This window comes from Mesobacillus jeotgali (assembly GCF_002874535.1).
GTDB lineage: Bacteria > Bacillota > Bacilli > Bacillales > Cytobacillaceae > Mesobacillus > Mesobacillus jeotgali.
Window position 1 is genome coordinate 3011308 of sequence record NZ_CP025025.1, and the last position, 18065, is coordinate 3029372.

General features: G+C 42.9%; 17 protein-coding genes, 2 pseudogenes and 1 riboswitch. Of the genes and pseudogenes, 3 read left to right on the forward strand and 16 right to left on the reverse strand.

What is annotated here, in order from left to right; all coding sequences use genetic code 11:
• Window positions 1-65: 65 nt before the first annotated feature.
• From splB to CD004_RS15340, 4 genes and pseudogenes are all read right to left on the reverse strand, one after another.
• Window positions 66-1091, reverse strand: coding sequence for a spore photoproduct lyase (gene splB / locus CD004_RS15325; RefSeq protein WP_102263558.1), 1026 nt, complete (start codon window positions 1089-1091; stop codon window positions 66-68).
• 98 nt (window positions 1092-1189) lie between these two features.
• Window positions 1190-2308: pseudogene (locus tag CD004_RS15330) on the reverse strand (vitamin B12-dependent ribonucleotide reductase); the annotation flags it as partial.
• A gap of 249 nt (window positions 2309-2557) precedes the next feature.
• A pseudogene (locus CD004_RS15335) lies at window positions 2558-3997 on the reverse strand (vitamin B12-dependent ribonucleotide reductase); the annotation flags it as partial.
• A 356-nt stretch (window positions 3998-4353) separates the two neighbouring features.
• Window positions 4354-5190 (reverse strand): lipoate--protein ligase family protein, encoded by an 837-nt coding sequence (locus CD004_RS15340; protein ID WP_102263561.1) that lies wholly within the window; start codon window positions 5188-5190, stop codon window positions 4354-4356.
• Between the two features lie 234 nt (window positions 5191-5424).
• Between CD004_RS15340 and CD004_RS15345 the strand changes: the two genes are divergently transcribed.
• On the forward strand, window positions 5425-5745 hold the full coding sequence (locus tag CD004_RS15345; RefSeq protein ID WP_180321303.1) for a rhodanese-like domain-containing protein: 321 nt from the start codon (window positions 5425-5427) through the stop codon (window positions 5743-5745).
• Window positions 5746-6294: 549 nt separating this feature from the next.
• On the opposite strand, the gene gcvPB is transcribed toward CD004_RS15345, so the two are convergent.
• The 3 genes from gcvPB to gcvT are packed head-to-tail and all read right to left on the reverse strand — an operon-like array spanning window position 6295 to window position 10226.
• Entirely contained in the window at window positions 6295-7758 is a 1464-nt protein-coding gene (gene gcvPB / locus CD004_RS15350) for an aminomethyl-transferring glycine dehydrogenase subunit GcvPB (RefSeq protein ID WP_102263562.1), read from the reverse strand.
• Window positions 7751-9097, reverse strand: a complete 1347-nt coding sequence (gcvPA, locus tag CD004_RS15355) for an aminomethyl-transferring glycine dehydrogenase subunit GcvPA (RefSeq protein ID WP_102263563.1) — start codon at window positions 9095-9097, stop codon at window positions 7751-7753. The genes gcvPB and gcvPA overlap by 8 nt, the downstream gene beginning before the upstream one ends.
• A 22-nt stretch (window positions 9098-9119) precedes the next feature.
• Window positions 9120-10226: a glycine cleavage system aminomethyltransferase GcvT gene (gcvT, locus tag CD004_RS15360; protein ID WP_102263564.1), complete on the reverse strand. Its 1107-nt coding sequence runs from the start codon at window positions 10224-10226 to the stop codon at window positions 9120-9122.
• A gap of 214 nt (window positions 10227-10440) precedes the next feature.
• A riboswitch (glycine riboswitch) is annotated at window positions 10441-10529 on the reverse strand.
• Between the two features lie 173 nt (window positions 10530-10702).
• On the opposite strand from gcvT, the gene CD004_RS15365 reads away from it, so the two are divergent.
• Entirely contained in the window at window positions 10703-12391 is a 1689-nt protein-coding gene (locus CD004_RS15365) for a DEAD/DEAH box helicase (protein ID WP_102263565.1), read from the forward strand.
• Window positions 12369-13157 carry a YqhG family protein gene (locus CD004_RS15370; RefSeq protein ID WP_102263566.1) on the forward strand — a complete coding sequence of 263 codons (789 nt, stop codon included), beginning with the start codon at window positions 12369-12371 and terminating at the stop codon, window positions 13155-13157. Before CD004_RS15365 ends, CD004_RS15370 begins: the two co-directional genes overlap by 23 nt.
• Before the next feature lie 52 nt (window positions 13158-13209).
• On the opposite strand, the gene CD004_RS15375 is transcribed toward CD004_RS15370, so the two are convergent.
• Genes CD004_RS15375 through comGA form a run of 9 tightly spaced genes read right to left on the reverse strand, consistent with a single transcriptional unit; the run spans window position 13210 to window position 17958 of the window.
• Window positions 13210-13395: a YqzE family protein gene (locus tag CD004_RS15375; protein ID WP_023627343.1), complete on the reverse strand. Its 186-nt coding sequence runs from the start codon at window positions 13393-13395 to the stop codon at window positions 13210-13212.
• A gap of 41 nt (window positions 13396-13436) precedes the next feature.
• Window positions 13437-13937 carry a shikimate kinase gene (locus CD004_RS15380; RefSeq protein WP_102263567.1) on the reverse strand — a complete coding sequence of 167 codons (501 nt, stop codon included), beginning with the start codon at window positions 13935-13937 and terminating at the stop codon, window positions 13437-13439.
• 16 nt (window positions 13938-13953) lie between these two features.
• Complete coding sequence (comGG, locus tag CD004_RS15385) at window positions 13954-14286, reverse strand: competence type IV pilus minor pilin ComGG (protein ID WP_158651568.1); 333 nt, start codon at window positions 14284-14286, stop codon at window positions 13954-13956.
• Window positions 14287-14324: 38 nt separating this feature from the next.
• Window positions 14325-14867: a competence type IV pilus minor pilin ComGF gene (gene comGF, locus CD004_RS15390; RefSeq protein WP_324782960.1), complete on the reverse strand. Its 543-nt coding sequence runs from the start codon at window positions 14865-14867 to the stop codon at window positions 14325-14327.
• Window positions 14752-15084, reverse strand: a complete 333-nt coding sequence (locus CD004_RS23865; RefSeq protein WP_158651570.1) for a hypothetical protein — start codon at window positions 15082-15084, stop codon at window positions 14752-14754. The genes comGF and CD004_RS23865 overlap by 116 nt, the downstream gene beginning before the upstream one ends.
• The gene (comGD, locus tag CD004_RS15395; protein ID WP_102263570.1) at window positions 15068-15508 is read right to left on the reverse strand and encodes a competence type IV pilus minor pilin ComGD; all 441 of its coding nucleotides are present in this window, start codon (window positions 15506-15508) and stop codon (window positions 15068-15070) included. The genes CD004_RS23865 and comGD overlap by 17 nt, the downstream gene beginning before the upstream one ends.
• Complete coding sequence (gene comGC / locus CD004_RS15400) at window positions 15505-15825, reverse strand: competence type IV pilus major pilin ComGC (RefSeq protein WP_102263571.1); 321 nt, start codon at window positions 15823-15825, stop codon at window positions 15505-15507. Before comGC ends, comGD begins: the two co-directional genes overlap by 4 nt.
• A 38-nt stretch (window positions 15826-15863) precedes the next feature.
• Window positions 15864-16895, reverse strand: a complete 1032-nt coding sequence (gene comGB, locus CD004_RS15405) for a competence type IV pilus assembly protein ComGB (RefSeq protein WP_102263572.1) — start codon at window positions 16893-16895, stop codon at window positions 15864-15866.
• Window positions 16882-17958, reverse strand: a complete 1077-nt coding sequence (gene comGA, locus CD004_RS15410; RefSeq protein WP_102263573.1) for a competence type IV pilus ATPase ComGA — start codon at window positions 17956-17958, stop codon at window positions 16882-16884. Before comGA ends, comGB begins: the two co-directional genes overlap by 14 nt.
• Between the last annotated feature and the right edge of the window lie 107 nt (window positions 17959-18065).

The window sequence follows — 18065 nt, forward strand, 5'->3', positions numbered from 1 at the left end:
ATCTTTACATCTTTAAGCGCTCGGATTGTAAAATAGTACGGCGTACAAGTTAAAAAATTTCAGCTTTATGTGAAATATTGAATTTCTGCTTCAGGAAAAAACGAATGAATATAACCGCGAATCGTTTCTTCAAGATCCTTCGCTTCATCCGTCTGATAGACGTACTTACCAATTCCGTATCGTCCCCATTTATATTTTCTCTTTTCTTCGTCCATTTCAAGTTTGGATTTAGGATACCGTTTCTGGATCACATTTTTTGCAGGCTTAGTGAAGCGGTGCTGGATGAGTTCAAAGCTTAAGCCGGTAAGGTCGATTCCCTCGAGGGAATGGCTGAGTCTCTCGAATAATTCGTGATAGCCCTCCCTCCAACCTTCATGGATATAAATTGGCGCAACGATGAAGCCAAGAGGGTAGCCTGCTTGCGCGACCTTTCTGGCAGCCTCCAGCCTTTCATCAAAGGAAGAAGTTCCTGGTTCAAAGTGCTTGATCACATAACGGGCATTGACGCTGAAACGGAACCTTGTTTTGCCATTATGCTTCGCATCCAGCAAATGATCGACATGGTGGTACTTCGTTACAAACCGCAATTCTCCATACTCCGTCTGGCCTATGAATTCAATTGTTTTCTTCAAAGCATGTGTTAAATGGTCAATCCCGACAATGTCCGATGTACAGGCAGCTTCGAATCTGGTGATTTCCGGTTTTCTTTCCTCCATATATTTTAGTGCCTGGTCAAAAATGTCATCGAGATTCACATAGGTACGAATATATGGCTTGCTGCCAAGAGTGGTCTGCAAATAACAATAATGGCAGTGGCCCATGCAACCGGTAGCAAGCGGGATGGCATATTCGGCAGACGGCTTGGAGGTATCGAATTTTAATGTTTTCCTTACACCTACAACGAGAGTCGATTTTGCATTCCGGTATTGCTGCAATTCATTATCACCCGGGATGCCTCGGACCTGATTGTGTGAAGTAGTCTCCCTGATTTCAAGACCCATTTTCTCGAACTTTTCCTTCAACTCCCGGCCAAGCGGGTAATCCAGAGCCCTTGGCTCAATATATACAAGCTGTGGTACAAAAGCTTTCATTTTCATTTCCTCATTTCATTCCATTAGTCTGTATTGTTAGTATGGACAGAAATGAAAAAAGAGGATGGAAAAAATTTTTCCATCCTCTTTAGGTCATATTATAAACCACATTTTAGCTGTGCGTTACAGTTTGTGCATGTGTTGCAGCCGCCGATTTCTTTTACTTCACCTTTGCGGCAGACAGGGCATGTATTGCCGACTTCGGAGCCAATCGTTACGTTGGTAGAACGCAATTCATTGATTGTATCGACAAGGACAACATGCTGCTTTTGTCTTTCTTTCTTATCGATCTCCTCTTCCATCGTGTTTTCTTCCGCTTTAAGCGTCAGTACCTGTGAATCGCGGGAGCCGTCAACATAAACCGTACCACCCTTCGCGCCGCCTTTGTAGAGGCGCTCATATACCTTTTCAACCTGTTCTACGCTATAGCCTTTCGGTGCGTTGACCGTCTTGCTGATCGAGCTGTCAATCCAGCGCTGGATGACACATTGAACATCAGCATGTGCTTCAGGAGCCAATTCCATTGCTGAGACGAACCAGTTCGGCAGGTTCTCAGGATCAGCTTCAGGATTGCGGTCAAGATATTCCTGAACGATATCAGCCTTCACTTCGATGAACTTGCCAAGGCGGCCGCTACGGAAGTAAGAGAAGCTGAAGTAAGGCTCAAGGCCTGTTGAAACGCCAACCATTGTTCCAGTTGATCCCGTCGGAGCAACAGTCAGCAAGTGTGAGTTGCGAATTCCGTTTTCAAGGATCGACTCACAAATATCTTCAGGCATTTTCTTCATAAAGCCTGTATTTGTGAATGCCTGGCGAAGCCTGTTTGTTTCTTCTTCTGTATCGCCTTGAAGGAATGGGAAGCTGCCTTTTTCCTTCCCAAGTTCAACAGAAGCTCTGTAGGCAGAAGTCGCAATTGTTTCAAATACCTGATCGACAAGCTGGTTTCCTTCTTCAGAACCGTATTCTGTTTCACAGTAAATCAGAAGGTCATGAAGTCCCATGACCCCAAGACCGACACGGCGTTCACCCAATGCTTGTCTCTTATTATCTTCAAGGAAGTAAGGAGTCGCATCGATGACATTGTCCTGCATACGAACACCGACTTCTACAGTACGCTTCAATTTTTCAAAGTTAACCGTCTTTGTATCCTTGTCCGCCATTTCTGCAAGATTCACAGCAGCGAGGTTGCAGACAGAGTTTGGTGCGAGAGGCTGTTCCATTTTGTTATCCTAAAGGCTTTTTATCCCTTAGTTCTAACGGTTCGTTTCCCGTTAGTTCAGCATATCTTTTCAATGCTTTGTGGCATTGTTGCGGCCTCGTGGATGGATTATATTCTGCTCACGCAGGTTCACCATCTATGCGTTGCCCCTGACCTTGTTTTTACCCAAGGCCTTCGGTTCGGATTCCCATCTCAGGGTTCCCGCTTCATTCCGCAATTTTTAACGTGAGGCAAACTAAGCTACTCTACCACACGGATTTGTCGCTACAACTTTCTGTCCATATGCCTGTGCATTTGTCATGTCATTGGCATTATCGATAAAGAAAATTCCTGGTTCTGCTGAGTATGTCGCACAGATATTGATCAGGTTCCAAAGTTCTTTTGCTTTGATTTTTCTATAGGTACGCACTTTATATCCGAGCTTTTCCCACTCGCGAACGTCACCGAACTTATGCCATTCTTCGTTATAAATCTTCATTGTCTCAGCATCATAGCTTTCCACATCAGGGAAGCGAAGTTCATAATCAGCATCATTTTCAACTGCATCCATGAAATCCTTTGTCAGGGTGACCGAAATATTCGCACCTGTAAGGAATTCTGAGTTATGGACGGTATATGTTCCGCCTGTTGCAAGCTTTTCTTCAGCCGCTTTGATAATATCAGCGCTGAATCCACCGTATCCAGGAATGCTCTTATAGTTCACGATTCCCTGATACATTGCTTCTTCCTGCAAAGTCAGCGGTGTGAATTTTAATTTCTCTTTCGCCATTCTCTTGATTGATTCATCGTTTGTGTTTTCAATCAGGAAGCGTAGGATCCTTGGATTTTGCATTTTAGAAATAATGAATTCCACAATGTCAGGATGCCAGTCAGAAAGCATGATCATCTGTGCCCCACGTCTTGACCCGCCCTGCTCAACTAAATGTGTCAGCTTGGCGATGTCATCAAGCCATGAGACTGAACCGGATGATTTTCCGTTAACTCCTTTGGCAAGAGTGTTGCGCGGTCTTAGCGTCGAACCATTCGTTCCTACTCCGCCGCCTCGGCTCATGATTTCCATGACCTGTTTTCGGTGCTCGGAGATGCCTTCGCGTGAATCTTTTACGAATGGCATGACATAACAGTTGAAGTAGGTAACATCTGTTTCAGCGCCTGCTCCGTAAAGAACACGGCCTGCCGGGATGAAGTTCATTGATACAAGCTCTTGATAGAATTTCTCGAACCATTCCTGGCGCTTCTCTTCTGTTTTTTCCACAGCTGCCAGCCCTGTGGCATTACGTTTGGCGATTTGCTCATAGAATACTTCCAGCGGCTTTTCGATGACGTCCAGTGACTTTGTGATCACGCCGGTTGCTGCTTCTTCAGGGTCATCCAGCACACCGCGGAATTCTTCGTCTACAAGCACTTTAGCTTTCTTATTTTCCCAATCAATATCTTGAATGAATCCAAGTCCGCGTGCCGGAAACTTTGGGTCCTCTTTGATGGTGAGGACGACGAAATCCCCATTTGATAGAGTGATTTTTTCAGTATCTTTAAAAGTATAGCGGTCCAGCATGACTAGTCGGGAGACGCCTTTGTGGGTAAGTTTCATGTCAGGGGTAATCGGGTGAACCTGCGGAAACAACTTAATATCCTTGTTCAGGCTTTCAACATCCAGGCTCATTTTTTGTCCAATAGTTACAGACATTTCTACAACTCCTTCTAAGTTTTAAATCTTTTCTCTAATGTATTACTAGAAGTATGTAATTCTAGCTGCATTTTTGAATTACCCTTACGTTATCATATCAAAACACCAAAAATCAATATATAGTATATATTTTATTTTCGACAACACTACATATGGTATTAAGGTCAAAGGATAGTGTTTTTGTCAAACATGAAAACTATTAAAAAATAGAGATATAAAGAGAGAAAGATAGAATATCTCCAGTAAATGATAAAAAACAACAAATTTCGAGGGTTGCACTTTTCCATAAATCCTCAGAGCCTAGAAAATACTGGATAAAAACAAAAAAAGCGGAAAATCCGCTTTTAAAATATTTTTTATCTTTTAAAATTCCACTCATTAGATTCGTACTTATTTTTGGCCAGTGTATTTACATACTCCAATTCATCGTCACTTAAAGTGTATGGCTCCAAAATAATTCCCAGGCCATCTTCAAAACCTTCCTTGAAAGCTTTCTTCGCTTCTTCAAGATTAATGTTGCGGTTGCTGATCTCATTAATGGCAACAGCTTTTGTTTTAAAGGCCTTCTGCATTCTCTCCTTAACACGGTCATTCGGATACTTGAATAAACTGAAAAGCTTATCCTCATCTAAATCAAGCAAAATAGAACCATGCTGTAAGATAACCCCTTTTTGCCGGGTCTGGGCGCTGCCTGCCACTTTTCGTCCCTCAACGACAAGCTCATACCAGCTTGGAGCATCAAAACAAACTGCCGACCGCGGATTTTTTAATGCTTCTTTCTCCGAAGAAGTTTTCGGCACAGCAAAGTAAGCTTCCAGTCCTAACTTCTGGAACCCTTGTAAAATACCTTCGGATATCACCCGGTATGCTTCTGTTACTGTTTTTGGCATTTCTGGATGTTCTTCAGTTACGATTACGCTGTATGTAAGTTCATGTTCATGCAGAACGCCTCTGCCGCCAGTAGGTCTTCTTACAAAACCAAGACCGTGCTGCTTCACAGCCTCCATATCAATTTCTCTTTCAATCCTTTGGAAATAACCCACTGAAAGAGTTGCCGGGTTCCAACCATAAAAACGAACCACTGGAGGAATTTTTCCTGCACCATGCCAATCAAGCAAGGCCTCATCCAGTGCCATGTTAAAAGAAGGTGAACAGTTTCCTGAGTCAATAAATCCCCATACCTCTTTATTCATACATTTTTTACCCCATTTAAAATAGTTTAAAGCTAAGATTTTTTTAGTCTAACAAAATAAATTTCAAAAGCAAAGCAAGTTGATTTAAAGAAATTTATTAATTTCCTTTGCTCTCTGCCTTGAAGGCTTATATAATTAAAAGTGCTCAGCTAAGCTTGAAAGGAGAAATATGTTTTGGATACACTTATCTTTTTAATCGTCCTAACAGTTGCGGTTATCCTTTACTCTGTGTTTATGTATTTCCGCCAGAAGAAAATCCTCAAGACCCTGACAGAGGAAGAATTTATTGCAGGTTATCGTAAAGCGCAGTTAATTGATGTCCGTGAACCGAATGAATTCGCTGGTGGACACATTTTGGGTGCCAGAAACATCCCGCTTACCCAGCTTAAGACACGCCTGAAGGAAATCAGACCGGACAAGCCAGTCTACCTTTACTGCCAAAGCGGATCCCGCAGCGGTCGTGCTGCACAGCTGCTTTACAAAAAAGGCTATAAGGACTTGAACCATTTACAAGGCGGCTTCAAAAAATGGGGCGGCAAAGTCAAAGCTAAATAAGCAATAATACCATAAAATTACCCCTCAGCTAGATTGCTGGGGGGTTTAGGTTTTTTAATCATAACACTCTTTTCGGTTTAGCTTCTTCTTTTAAAATGTCTAAAACACCTTCAGGTTCGGACAGCTTCTAACTGATTTCCTCCAAACCTGTCCGAAGTTACACCAAGTTCGGACAGCTTTTCTCTGATTCCCTTCAAACCTGTCTGAAGTTGCACCAGGTTCGGACAGCTTTTCTCTGATTCCCTTCAAACCTGTCCGAAGTTGCACCAAGTTCGGACAGCTTTTCTCTGATTCCCTTCAAACCTGTCTGAAGTTGCACCAGGTTCGGACAACTTTTCTCTGATTCCCTTCAAACCTGTCTGAAGTTGCACCAGGTTCGGACAGCTTTTCTCTGATTCCCTTCAAACCTGTCCGAAGTTATACCAAGTTCGGACAGCTTTTCACTGTTTGCCTTCAAACCTGTCTGAAGTCTCCCTGGATACGCAACTACAACAGCATTAATACAAAATAAAGTCCTACCAATAGCAAATTGGCAGGACTCTCACTAATCTATTCAGCTTTCTGGAAACGCAATACCGGCTTCCTTGCAGCTGTTGTTTCATCCAGACGGCCGACCACTGTGGAGTGTGGAGCTTCCTGGACGATTTCCGGATTCTCTTCTGCTTCTTTGGCGATCTGGATCATCGCGTCGATGAAAGCATCAAGAGTTTCCTTGGACTCTGTTTCTGTCGGCTCAATCATGATCGCTTCTTCTACATTCAATGGGAAGTAGATAGTAGGCGGATGGTAGCCGAAGTCAAGCAGGCGTTTTGCGATATCCAAAGTACGGACGCCAAGCTTCTTCTGGCGTTTGCCGCTGAGGACGAATTCGTGCTTGCAATGCCTGTTGAATGGTAGATCATAATACTCTGCAAGTCTTCTCATCATATAGTTCGCATTCAGCACAGCATATTCCGTAACTGCTTTCAGGCCATCTGGACCCATTGTGCGGATATACGTATAAGCTCGGACATTGATGCCAAAGTTTCCGTAGAAAGGCTTAACCCTTCCGATAGACTGCGGGCGGTCGTAATCGAACTTATAAACGCCATCCTGCTTAGTTACGATCGGTTTAGGCAAGTAAGGAATCAAGTCTGCTTTTACACCGACTGGGCCTGAACCTGGTCCACCGCCACCATGTGGTCCTGTGAATGTCTTATGAAGGTTCAAGTGAACGACATCGAAGCCCATGTCGCCAGGGCGTGCCTTGGACATAACAGCGTTCAGGTTTGCTCCATCATAGTATAGCTTTCCGCCTGCGCTGTGGACGATTTCTGCCATTTCGAGGATATTTTCTTCGAATAGACCAAGCGTGTTCGGGTTAGTCAGCATCAATGCCGCAGTATCTTCACCGACAACTTTCTTCAGGTCTTCTAAATCAACCAGACCGTTTTCATCTGATTTTACAGTGATTGTTTCAAAACCAGCTACTGTTGCGGATGCTGGGTTTGTTCCGTGAGCAGAGTCAGGAACGATTACCTTCGTACGCTTGTCGTCACCATTTGCTTCATGATAAGCACGGATCATCATCAAGCCCGTCCACTCGCCGTGTGCACCTGCTGCTGGCTGAAGAGTCACCTCGTCCATGCCAGTGATTTCAATCAAGTGTTCCTGAAGGTCATACATCAATTCAAGAGCACCCTGGACAGAGCTTTCATCCTGTAATGGATGCAAATGAGCAAAGCCGTTGAAGCGCGCGACATTTTCATTCATTTTCGGATTGTATTTCATCGTACATGATCCAAGCGGATAGAATCCGGAATCTACACCGTGGTTGCGCTTGGATAGTGCAGTATAATGGCGCATGATATCAAGCTCGGAAGCCTCAGGAAGTTCTGGTTCCTCTTCACGAAGGAAACCTTCAGGCAAAAGCTCTGATAAATCTGCTTCTGGAACATCCATTTCCGGAAGGCTGTAGCCGACACGGCCTGGAGTGCTTAATTCAAAAATGAGTGGCTGATCTTCCTTATGCATTGATATCCCCCATTTCTTTTACAAACGTATCAATTTCTTCTTTTGTTCTTAGTTCAGTTACCGCAACAAGCATATGATTCTCAAGCCCTGAGTAATCGCGGCCAAGGTCGTACCCACCGATAATGCCTTTTTCAAGAAGCTTTTGGTTCACTTCTTTTACCGGCTTATTCAGCTTGACGACGAACTCATTGAAAGTAGGTCCTTCAAATGCGATTTCGAAGCCATTCTCTTTGAAAGTTTTCTTCGCATAATGAGCTTTTTGGATATTAGCCACAGCCATTTCACGAACGCCTTTTTTGCCAAGAGCGGTCATCGCTACTGAGGCAGCAAGTGCATTCAATGCCTGGTTCGAACAAATGTTGGATGTCGCTTTGTCACGGCGGATATGCTGTTCTCTCGCCTGAAGCGTCAATACGAATCCTCGGCGTCCCTGGTCATCCTTTGTCTGGCCTACTAGTCTGCCAGGAACCTTTCTCATTAGTTTTCCAGAAACAGCGAAGTATCCACAGTGTGGGCCGCCGAATGCTGTCGGGATACCGAAAGGCTGGGCGTCTCCAGTTACGATATCAGCACCGAACTTCCCTGGAGGAGTCAATGCTCCAAGTGCAAGCGGGTTGCTTGATACAACGAACAGTGATTTATTTTCATGTGCGATCGCTTCGATTTCCTTCATTGATTCAATGCCGCCGAAGAAGTTTGGATACTGAACGATGACAGCAGCTACTTCTTCACTTGCCATATCCTTCAGAGCTTCAAGGTCAGTAACGCCATCCTTGTGAGGTACTTCCACAACATCGATGTACTGGCCCTTTGCATATGATTTGACTACGTCCTTGTATTCAGGATGGACAGCACTTGAAATCAAGACCTTCTTACGTCTTGTATGCCCTGCACTAAGCATTGCTGCTTCAGCAAGAGCCGTTCCTCCGTCATACATGGATGAATTCGCTACTTCCATGCCAGTCAATTCACTGATCATCGTCTGGAATTCAAAGATTGCTTGAAGTTCACCCTGTGAAATCTCTGGCTGATAAGGTGTATATGCAGTGTAAAACTCTGAACGTGAAAGAACATGGTCAACAATTACTGGAATGTAATGGTCATAGACACCAGCACCGATAAAGGAAGTATTCATTTTCAAATCGGCATTTTTAGCAGCCAGCTTTGTCAGTTCTTTCATAAGAGCTGTTTCAGACTTGGCTGGTTTGATGTTATATTCTCCGGCAAAACGGACCTTTTCAGGAATATCGCTGAACAATTCATCGATCGATGAAACGCCGATGCTTTCCAACATTGCGTTTTTATCACTTTCAGTCAGCGGTAAATAGCGATGCTTCATAACTTTTTCCCCTCTCCGGCTTTTACTTTTTATCTCTTTTATAAAAAGGTGTAGCTGAAACAGCAGCTTTTAATCGTTTTCCGCGAATTTCAACTTCCACTTCATTACCTAACTCAGTTTCTTTTGCATCTAACAATGCAAGCCCAATATTTTTCTTGAGCGTAGGGGATTGCGTGCCAGTCGTCACTTCGCCAATCTGAGTATCACCTTTGAAAACGGGATAACCATGGCGCGGGATTCCCCTGTCGAGCATTTCAATACCGACAAGCTTTCTAGGAAGACCATTTTCTTTTTGCTGTTTAAGTGCTTCTTTTCCTATGAAATCAGCTTCCTTATTTAGCTTTACAGCAAAGCCTATTCCAGCTTCAAGCGGACTGATCTCAGATGAAAGTTCTTGTCCGTACAAAGCCAGGTTCGCTTCAAAGCGGAGTGTATCCCTGGCACCAAGTCCGCATGGAATGACTCCTTCTTCTTTGCCTGCTTCAAGGATTTCATTCCATAGGCTTACAGCATCCTTTGAATCGCAGTAAATTTCGAATCCATCCTCGCCTGTGTATCCTGTGCGTGATACAAGCGCTTTCTTGCCGTTCAGGTCAACTTCCTCACTGAACTTGAAGAATCCGATCGAGCTTAGTTCATGATCTTTCACAAGCTTTTGAAGGACTACCTCAGCAAGTGGTCCCTGTAGCGCTAGCTGTGCCATGCCTTCAGACATGTTCTCGATTTTCACATTGCCTTCAAGATGATCCTGCAGCCAATCGAAATCTTTTTCGATATTGGAAGCATTCACAACAAGAAGATAATGCTCATCCTCGAGTTTATAAATTAACAAATCATCGACAGTGCCGCCGGTTTCGTAACACATTGCTGTATATTGGGCTCCGCCGTTCTTCAGTTTTGAAACATCATTCGTCATCATCTTTTGTAGATAGTTCAGACTATCGGGGCCTTTCACCTCAATTTCTCCCATATGGGAAACATCGAATAGACCAGCTTTTGTCCTAACTGCTTCATGCTCTTCCTTGATGCTTGAAAATTGGACCGGAAGCTCCCAGCCTCCAAAATCAACCGTCTTCCCACCGTATTCCTTGTACACTTCAAATAGCGGTGTTCGTTTTAATTCAGTCATTATGTATCCCCCTTCGTCCTATAGCTAAAAAATCAGTTTGCACTCAAGTCTTAGAACAGTCAGACCGGATTTGGTCCCTCTGCCAATGAAGCCATAAAAAAGGACAGAGTACCCCCTCTGAATCTGAGAAGGTCTCTGTCCTTTCACCTGAAAGTTTACCTGTTAAGGCTTTCCCCTTTGGTGGCTCCCACTAATAAAGCGCTCTCCAGAGATGCGTCAAACAAGAGTTCTTTTGCCTGAGAGATTCACAAAGTTTGCTTGCTCCTTCGGCGCTACGTAAGTAGTCTCTCCCCTTGTTGTCATCCGCATTTATATTATTTTCACAATTGGGCATGCTAGACGTTATTACACATGTCTGCAAACTGACTATTTAAGACTATAAATGACAAATTTCAAAACATTCAAAAGCTAACTTCATCCTACCATTAGAGAGCCATTTTCGGCAATATATTTATACTTTAAAAGAGGTGGATAAAATGACCGTGCAAATTAACTTTGATTCTTCCTGGCAGGACGAGATGGCTGAAAGAATTGAGAATGACGGCCCATGGGGCAATTGGGAGCTTTACAAGCTTGCCGTAGAGATAGAAAAACATACCATCATACCGGAATTCGAGGGACTTCAGGCACCGGCGCATCTCCCTGAACTCACTCCTCTGCCGCATCAGCTGGAGGTAGCGAAGCAGGTCGTTGAGAATATGAACGGAAAAGCAATACTAGCTGATGAAGTTGGCCTTGGGAAAACAATCGAGGCTGGATTGATTTTAAAAGAATACATGATCAGAGGCCTGGTCAAAAAAGTGTTGATCCTTGTTCCTGCATCCCTTGTCTCACAGTGGGCCATGGAGCTGAATACAAAATTTCATATCCCCGCCATTGCCCAGAAGAAAAGTTACGTATGGGAGCAGTGTGATGTTGTCGTATCTTCAATCGACACGGCGAAACGGGCGCCTCACAAGGATATCATCAATAACTTAAATTATGACCTTATCATTATCGATGAAGCTCACAAGCTAAAAAATAACAAAACAAAAAACTATGAATTTGTCCAAAATCTCAAGAAGAGATTTTGTCTGCTGCTGACAGCTACACCGATACAAAATCGGATTGAAGAAATTTTCAATCTCGTTTCACTCTTAAAACCAGGACATCTGGGCAGTGAATCGGTATTCTATGACAAGTATAAGAAGGATGCCAGGTCTGTTAATGATGATGAACACCTTAGGGAACTGGTCAATAAAGTGATGATCCGCAATCGGCGATCTGATACGGGAATCGAATGGACTAAACGCCATGTAGAGACCATTCCTATCCACTTCTCAGAAGAAGAACGTGCACTGTACGATTCTGTTCAATCCTTAAGAGGATCAGAAGCCGGTCTCAGCTCCAGCCAATTCTCGTTAATGACACTTCAACGGGAAGCCTGCAGCAGCCGGGAAGCTGTATTCTATACACTCAGGAACATGCTTCAAAGGCAGGAAAATCCCTCTGTCGGATTCCAGAATACCATCGCCCAGCTGATCAAACGAGTAGAGGCCGTAACGAAGAATTCTAAAGCTGAAAAAGCACTTGAATTAATAAAGCAGATTGATGACAAAGTGATCATTTTTACAGAATACAGGGCAACTCAACTATACCTTCAATGGTTTTTGAAGCAGCATGGCATCACTTCTGTTCCCTTTCGAGGAGGATTCAAGCGAGGCAAAAAAGATTGGATGAGGGAGCTATTCCAGAAGAATGTCCAGGTCTTAATCGCAACGGAGGCTGGAGGCGAGGGAATTAACCTGCAATTCTGCAGCCACATCATCAACTTTGACCTTCCCTGGAATCCGATGAGACTAGAACAAAGAATTGGGAGGATTCATCGCCTTGGGCAGGAGAAAGATGTAAAAATATATAATTTTGCGACAAAAGATACGGTTGAAGAACATGTCCTGAAACTTCTATATGAAAAAATCAACCTGTTTGAAAAAGTCATCGGTGAACTTGATGATATTCTCACGAAATTGGAATTTGGCAATATCGAAGATCATTTGACCGATATTTTCGGTAAATCAAATTCTGAAGGTGAGATTCGGATCAAGATGGAGAATCTGACATCAATGATCCAGTTCGCAGAGGAAATGAAGGAGGGTAATCAGCGTGCAGCAACAGGAAATCCATAATTTTCTCGAAAAATATTTTACAGCGAATAACTGTGAGTTAATGGAGAAGAACATGGGGTATATGACAGTCCAATTAACTGTTGATCTCGACAAGGAATTGATGAACCGCCCTTTTTACTGGCATTACCTAGAGAAAACCGGCGGCGTTCCCAATCCAATGAAGCTGACCTTCATTACCAATAAACAGAAGGCACCAGACGATATCAAGGGTGAGGTCATCCACTTTGGGTCACCTCGACTTCATCAAATCTTTGCATCGACAAAAAATCTTGCCGGATATATACGATTGTACCAAAATAACCAATTCCCTACCCAGACACCGCTTATACCCTGGATAGGTTTGAATATGAAAATATCGTATCAATGTGACAGGAAGCGGGATGTTTTCCATTCGATCGGCCTCCAGCTGATCAACGGGATGATGGTAGAAGACTTTCATGCCAAAATATTGAAGCTGCCGCTGAATTCAAAAATTCCGGATTATGCCTATACACTTTCTCCATTAATCAAGCCAAAAAGTGGTGTAAACAGGATCCAGTCTTTTTTAACAACAAGGGTAGAGCAAGAGGATCATACCTGGGCGGAAGAGGCAAGAAAACGCTGGCAGAAGGACCTGGAATTGCTCCATCACTTTTATGAAGACGAGGAAGAAGAGTCTGATAGCTTTAAAACTGAAAAAGCTGCATTACAGGAGCAATATGAACCGAAGGTCAATATCGAAATCGTCAACGGCGGATTATTTTATTTAACTGAAAATGCATTATGAGTAATCCTGCTAAAAAAAACAACCCGGCTATCGCTTTAGCCGGGCTTTCCAATTATTTGTTCTTTTTCTTTTTTATGCTCGACATCAACATGAACGGCAGGATACCAAACCACCTGAACAGAAAGGTAGCTTCTGCTTCTTTTTTGGCCTGCTTCATCTTCCTGCGCTCTTCCTTCGGTTGGTCAATATATTTTACAACAGTCTGGGTAAGGTATTTAACATAATCATTTGTTTTCATGGTTACACCATCCTTCATACCTTATCAAGTATAACCATGACTTACTTTTTCATACGCTGGATGATTTCATTGGCAATTAAAGAAACTGATTTACCGGATGCATCGACCTCAATAGTTGCAGTCTCTCGGTATAATGGCAGCCTAAGGTTGTACAGTTTTTCAGCAGCTTCCAGATTGTCTTGACTTAATAACGGCCTGGTATCATCATCTTTTAGCCTCTCCATAATGGTGCTGAAATCTGCATTCAAGAAAACTACATTCATTCTTTCTTTTAAGAACAACCTGTTCTTTTCCGAGCCAATAATTCCTCCTCCAGTGGAGACAACAGCATCCGTTAAAGGCATAGAATGTAAAACTTCAGACTCCAGAACACGGAATTTCTCTTCACCATCTAATGCGAAAATTTGATTTATTGACTTGCCGGCCAACTTGACAATCTCCCGGTCGGTGTCGAATATAGCCAATTCCAGCTTTTCGGACAATTCCTGTGATACGGTAGTCTTGCCAGACCCCATGAACCCAATTAAATATATAGCTTCCATATCTCTTAATCACCCATCAGTTCTTTTCCCTCCATCTTACCATCGCACCAGTAACCTTGTCATATTGGCCAATGCCAAGAGCTTTCTCCCCACTTTCAAGCTTAAGATTAAAGGTCACTTCCTCCACACTTCCTGATGGAGCTTGTTTTTGAAATGTAACATCTCCTAACTCATAGTTCATAATTCCTGAAGCTGGCAAAAATCCATCCCGTAGTATGGCCTCAGCCTGTTTGGACGAACTAAGCAAATAGTATTCTTGCAGCCGTATCGTCTCTGTTTCTTTCGCGAATCTTTTCCCTGCCAGGTAATTCTCTGTCAGTATCAGCAAATAAAACGAAATCAGGAGCAAAAAGATCATCGTTAGCGGATAAATAAAACCTTTTTGATTTATGGTTCCACACCCCCGGTTTGATAAAATTGGTGAATCCTAACAGAGTAATCCTTTCCTTGTATATCTTTAGCCTTTATCTCTACACCATCAGCTATTTTGCCAAAGCTGAAGCTTGATAGATTTTGCACCAAGATTTCATGCCCCTGGGAATTCACTCTCCTCCTCATACTGGTTCCATATTTTTCATAAAGAATGAATTGTCCATCGACCTTCATCAGAAGCTTATCAGTTTGGACAGTCAATTGCTGTGCTGTTCGTATTTCCTTTTTCACCTGACTGCTGAAGACCTCCCACTCCATTTTCTTTACTACAGTATCAGCAACACGCTGATCAAGGATAATTTTCATACCTAACGGAAGCATCGAGGCGATCAGCAAAAAGAGCAGAACAGATAATAGCATCTCAACCATGGTGAAGCCTCGTTCACTCTGCTGTAGAACATTTTTGATATTGCCTCTGAGCGATATCATAATGAATACAAACCTCCCATGAAGAATCTTCCTCAATCTTTGTGACCACGACTTCATACTGGCCGCCATTCTGTTCAATGAGCTTTCTTCCAGAATTGGTTCCAGTAATTTTTATATACATCAGTTCGTCATATAACAAATTGATGGCTGTTGCCTTTTTTTCAGACTCCACTGTCTGGTTGATGACATGAATGGCAATCGGAAGCAATATTGCACTCCCCATCAAAAAAGCAGCCAGTGATAGCAGCATTTCACTAAGAAAAAATCCTTCATTCCTCCAGAACATAAAACCTGCCCTTTCCAATTTGGAACATCAATTTAAATTTCTTCGAACCCGCAGTGACATATAAAGACCCGAAGCTATCGATATTCCCATCCGGCATATAGTGAAATAGTAGATTCATCGTCCCTTTTTTCAACTTGATTAGAGGTGAATAATGTCTCTGAGCCAAATATGGAGCAGCATAATCCGTTCCACGGATATAGTAATAATTATTTTCCGGCATGATATGGACAGTTATTGTTTCTTGATGGGAAATCGCATATTGCTGGCTGTATAGAAGGTCGGCTTTTAATTGCGAAAAGAAAAGATCCTTTTCAAGGATGTCCTTTTGGGGTGAAAACAGGAATGCGGATGTGAGGGAAAGCATCAGGAAGGCAGAAAGCACAATCAGCATTTCGACCATTGTAAAACCGTCAGAGTGGTTCATCCGCCGGTTCCAGTCGTTGATTTCTTTTGCACTGCCCCTGATGTAGTAATTTCAATCAGGGTTCCGTCTGGACAAGCTTCATTTGCACTTTTTAAGTACCCACCTCCATGAAGCTCGGCGAAGGTAGGAGTCTTATTTTTATCAATTTTATACGCCTGTACCTGGGCCTCGACCATCTTCATATAAGCCTCGCATCCTTTCGTATTTATATTAGAACTATGTGAAGATATATTTGGGACTGTAATGATAAGCAGAACAGAGATAACGAGCAAAACAATCATCATTTCTATTAAAGTAAAACCCTTTTGATTTTTCATCCTGTATTCTCCTTTATTTAATCGCATTAAGAAAATGATTAAATCCCTTTCATCATTTGGAACATCGGCAACAAGATGGCTAGATACAGTGAAACGACAAGCAGGCCAATGAAGCTGTACAAAACGGGCTGCACTGTTTTCAGCGCTTTTTCGGTTTTTTCTTCGAGTTCTTTCAGGCAGTGCCTGCTGTAAAAATAAAGCTCCTGGTCCAGCTTCCCATTCTTTTGTCCATGTCTGATGATCCTCGACAGTTCAGCTTCAAAAAACGGATACTCTCCCACTGCTCTGTCAAAATCCTGTCCTGCAGCCAACTTCGAAATCAAGTCCTTTCCTAATTCCCTTGAAAAAGGTTCATGGAGATTTTGCTCGAACACCATCAATGCAGCAAGCACTGATAGGCCGCCTGAAAACAAATAGCTTAACTGAACCGAGAAATAGTGTGAGTAAAAAAGTCTGATCAATTTGCCAGCAAACGGCAGCTTCACAAGCTTCATTTTTTGTTTTAGAGGGTGAAGGTTCTTAAAGCTGATGATGTAGTATAAGGCAAGAAATGTAGTGAGACCAAGAAGAAAATAGAGCGTGAAAGGAAGGATATTGGCTGCCGCCGCGATGGTTTCCATAAAGATATTGGGGGCAATATTCATGTCTGTGAAAAGTGAATCGAATTTCGGCAGTAAGATTTTGTTAACGAAAAAAAATAAAATCAATGTAAGCATTACTAGAAATATTGGATAGGATGCGAGCCTTTTTAATCTCTGGTAGTCGGCTTCCCGTTTAAGGACCATGTCGCTGCCCTCTGTTAAGGTACGGGCCAGTCCGCCATGCTGTTCGGCAAAGTAAACATAGCTGACCAGGTCCTTTTTAAAATTTAATTCTGCAAGAATCAGATACAACGGAAACCCTTCACGCAGTTTATCCAGGCTTCTTCTGATATCTTCTTTCCTTTTCTTTTCCAAATAAAAAGTCATCGATTCAATCGCTTCCGCCAAAGAATAACCTCTCGACAGCAGTTCCCCACTCCTTTTGAGGAACCGGGCCTGTTCAGCGACAGGCCACTTACTCTCCATCATTTAGAACCCACCTCTGGTATTCTGATTCCTTGATGAACCCCAGGGCGATGCCTTTACGGATGGCATCTTTGAGAGTTTTATAATGATAGCTCTGGAGCTCCCCTCTTGCTTCCTTCAGTACCGCAGATAAATCCTTCCCCGTAAGGATTTCGAAAACATTTCCCCTTTTACCGCTGCCTGATGAAAAGCAAAATGGCGAGCAAATCCCCTCGCAATAAGGGCAAGTCAATTCAACGAGTCTCTGTGCAGTTACTGCAATCAGTGTCTGTTCAATCTCAAGCCAATTAATCCCGAATTCAATCAGCCTGTAAATCGCTCCTCTGGCATCCCTCGTATGCATTGTCGTCAGGACCAAGTGTCCTGTCAGCGAAGCTCTTATAGCCGTTTCTGCTGTCTCTTTATCCCGTATTTCCCCAACCATAATAATATCTGGATCATGCCGCAGGATTGCTTTCAATCCGGCAGAATATGAAATTCCAGCCCGTTCATTGACCTGGACCTGTAGCACTGTATCACTCGGTTTTTCAATTGGATCTTCTAGGGTAATGACATTACGATTCACCAAATCCGAGGTTTCAGAAAGCATGGAATACAAAGTTGTCGTTTTACCACTCCCTGTTGGACCAGTAAAAATGATCAAGCCATGGGCGTGTTTCAATAGGGAAATCAGTTTTTTTGATGTGGATGGGAATAATGAAATTTGGTTTGAAGGAGTATGGTTTTGTTCGGGAAGGAGACGAATGACCATGCTTTCGTTCTGGTATGCTGGAAGCGTGGAGATCCTTAAGCCTATTTTCATTTCTTGATATTGATAAGTAAAAGCACCACTTTGAGGCCGTCTTTTTTCACCAATATCCATTGAAGCTGTGAATTTGAAGTGGGAAATGAGCCGTTCACAATCAGCTTGTTCTAACGTGTACCGGGGAAGCAGCTGGTTGCCGAGCCTGAATTTAATCAGTGTGTCTTTTTCGCGAGGGATAATATGAATGTCCGACGCTCCACTTCTTAAAGCATCTTTCAGGACATTATCCGCTAGCTGTTCAATTGATTTAACAATAAGGATGCACCACCTTTTTCGGTTATAAAAAAAGATTTCGCCACAATCCTTTTGTTTCCTTCAAAAAAACTGGCTTAAATATGTATAAAAGGTGACAATTCAATTCATAATAA

Bases quoted from the DNA above. Each gene is read 5' to 3' on its own strand.
- CD004_RS23865 (WP_158651570.1), bottom strand. From the start codon at position 15,084: ATGTTCTGGAGGAATGAAGGATTTTTTCTTAGTGAAATGCTGCTATCA.
- CD004_RS15380 (WP_102263567.1), bottom strand. From the start codon at position 13,937: ATGGAAGCTATATATTTAATTGGGTTCATGGGGTCTGGCAAGACTACC.
- CD004_RS15345 (WP_180321303.1), top strand. From the start codon at position 5,425: ATGTATTTCCGCCAGAAGAAAATCCTCAAGACCCTGACAGAGGAAGAA.
- comGC (WP_102263571.1), bottom strand. From the start codon at position 15,825: ATGAAAAATCAAAAGGGTTTTACTTTAATAGAAATGATGATTGTTTTG.
- gcvT (WP_102263564.1), bottom strand. From the start codon at position 10,226: ATGACTGAATTAAAACGAACACCGCTATTTGAAGTGTACAAGGAATAC.
- CD004_RS15365 (WP_102263565.1), top strand. From the start codon at position 10,703: ATGACCGTGCAAATTAACTTTGATTCTTCCTGGCAGGACGAGATGGCT.
- comGB (WP_102263572.1), bottom strand. From the start codon at position 16,895: ATGATGGAGAGTAAGTGGCCTGTCGCTGAACAGGCCCGGTTCCTCAAA.
- gcvPB (WP_102263562.1), bottom strand. From the start codon at position 7,758: ATGCATAAGGAAGATCAGCCACTCATTTTTGAATTAAGCACTCCAGGC.
- gcvPA (WP_102263563.1), bottom strand. From the start codon at position 9,097: ATGAAGCATCGCTATTTACCGCTGACTGAAAGTGATAAAAACGCAATG.
- comGF (WP_324782960.1), bottom strand. From the start codon at position 14,867: ATGGCGGCCAGTATGAAGTCGTGGTCACAAAGATTGAGGAAGATTCTT.
- CD004_RS15340 (WP_102263561.1), bottom strand. From the start codon at position 5,190: ATGAATAAAGAGGTATGGGGATTTATTGACTCAGGAAACTGTTCACCT.
- CD004_RS15375 (WP_023627343.1), bottom strand. From the start codon at position 13,395: ATGAAAACAAATGATTATGTTAAATACCTTACCCAGACTGTTGTAAAA.
- splB (WP_102263558.1), bottom strand. From the start codon at position 1,091: ATGAAAGCTTTTGTACCACAGCTTGTATATATTGAGCCAAGGGCTCTG.
- comGD (WP_102263570.1), bottom strand. From the start codon at position 15,508: ATGAACCACTCTGACGGTTTTACAATGGTCGAAATGCTGATTGTGCTT.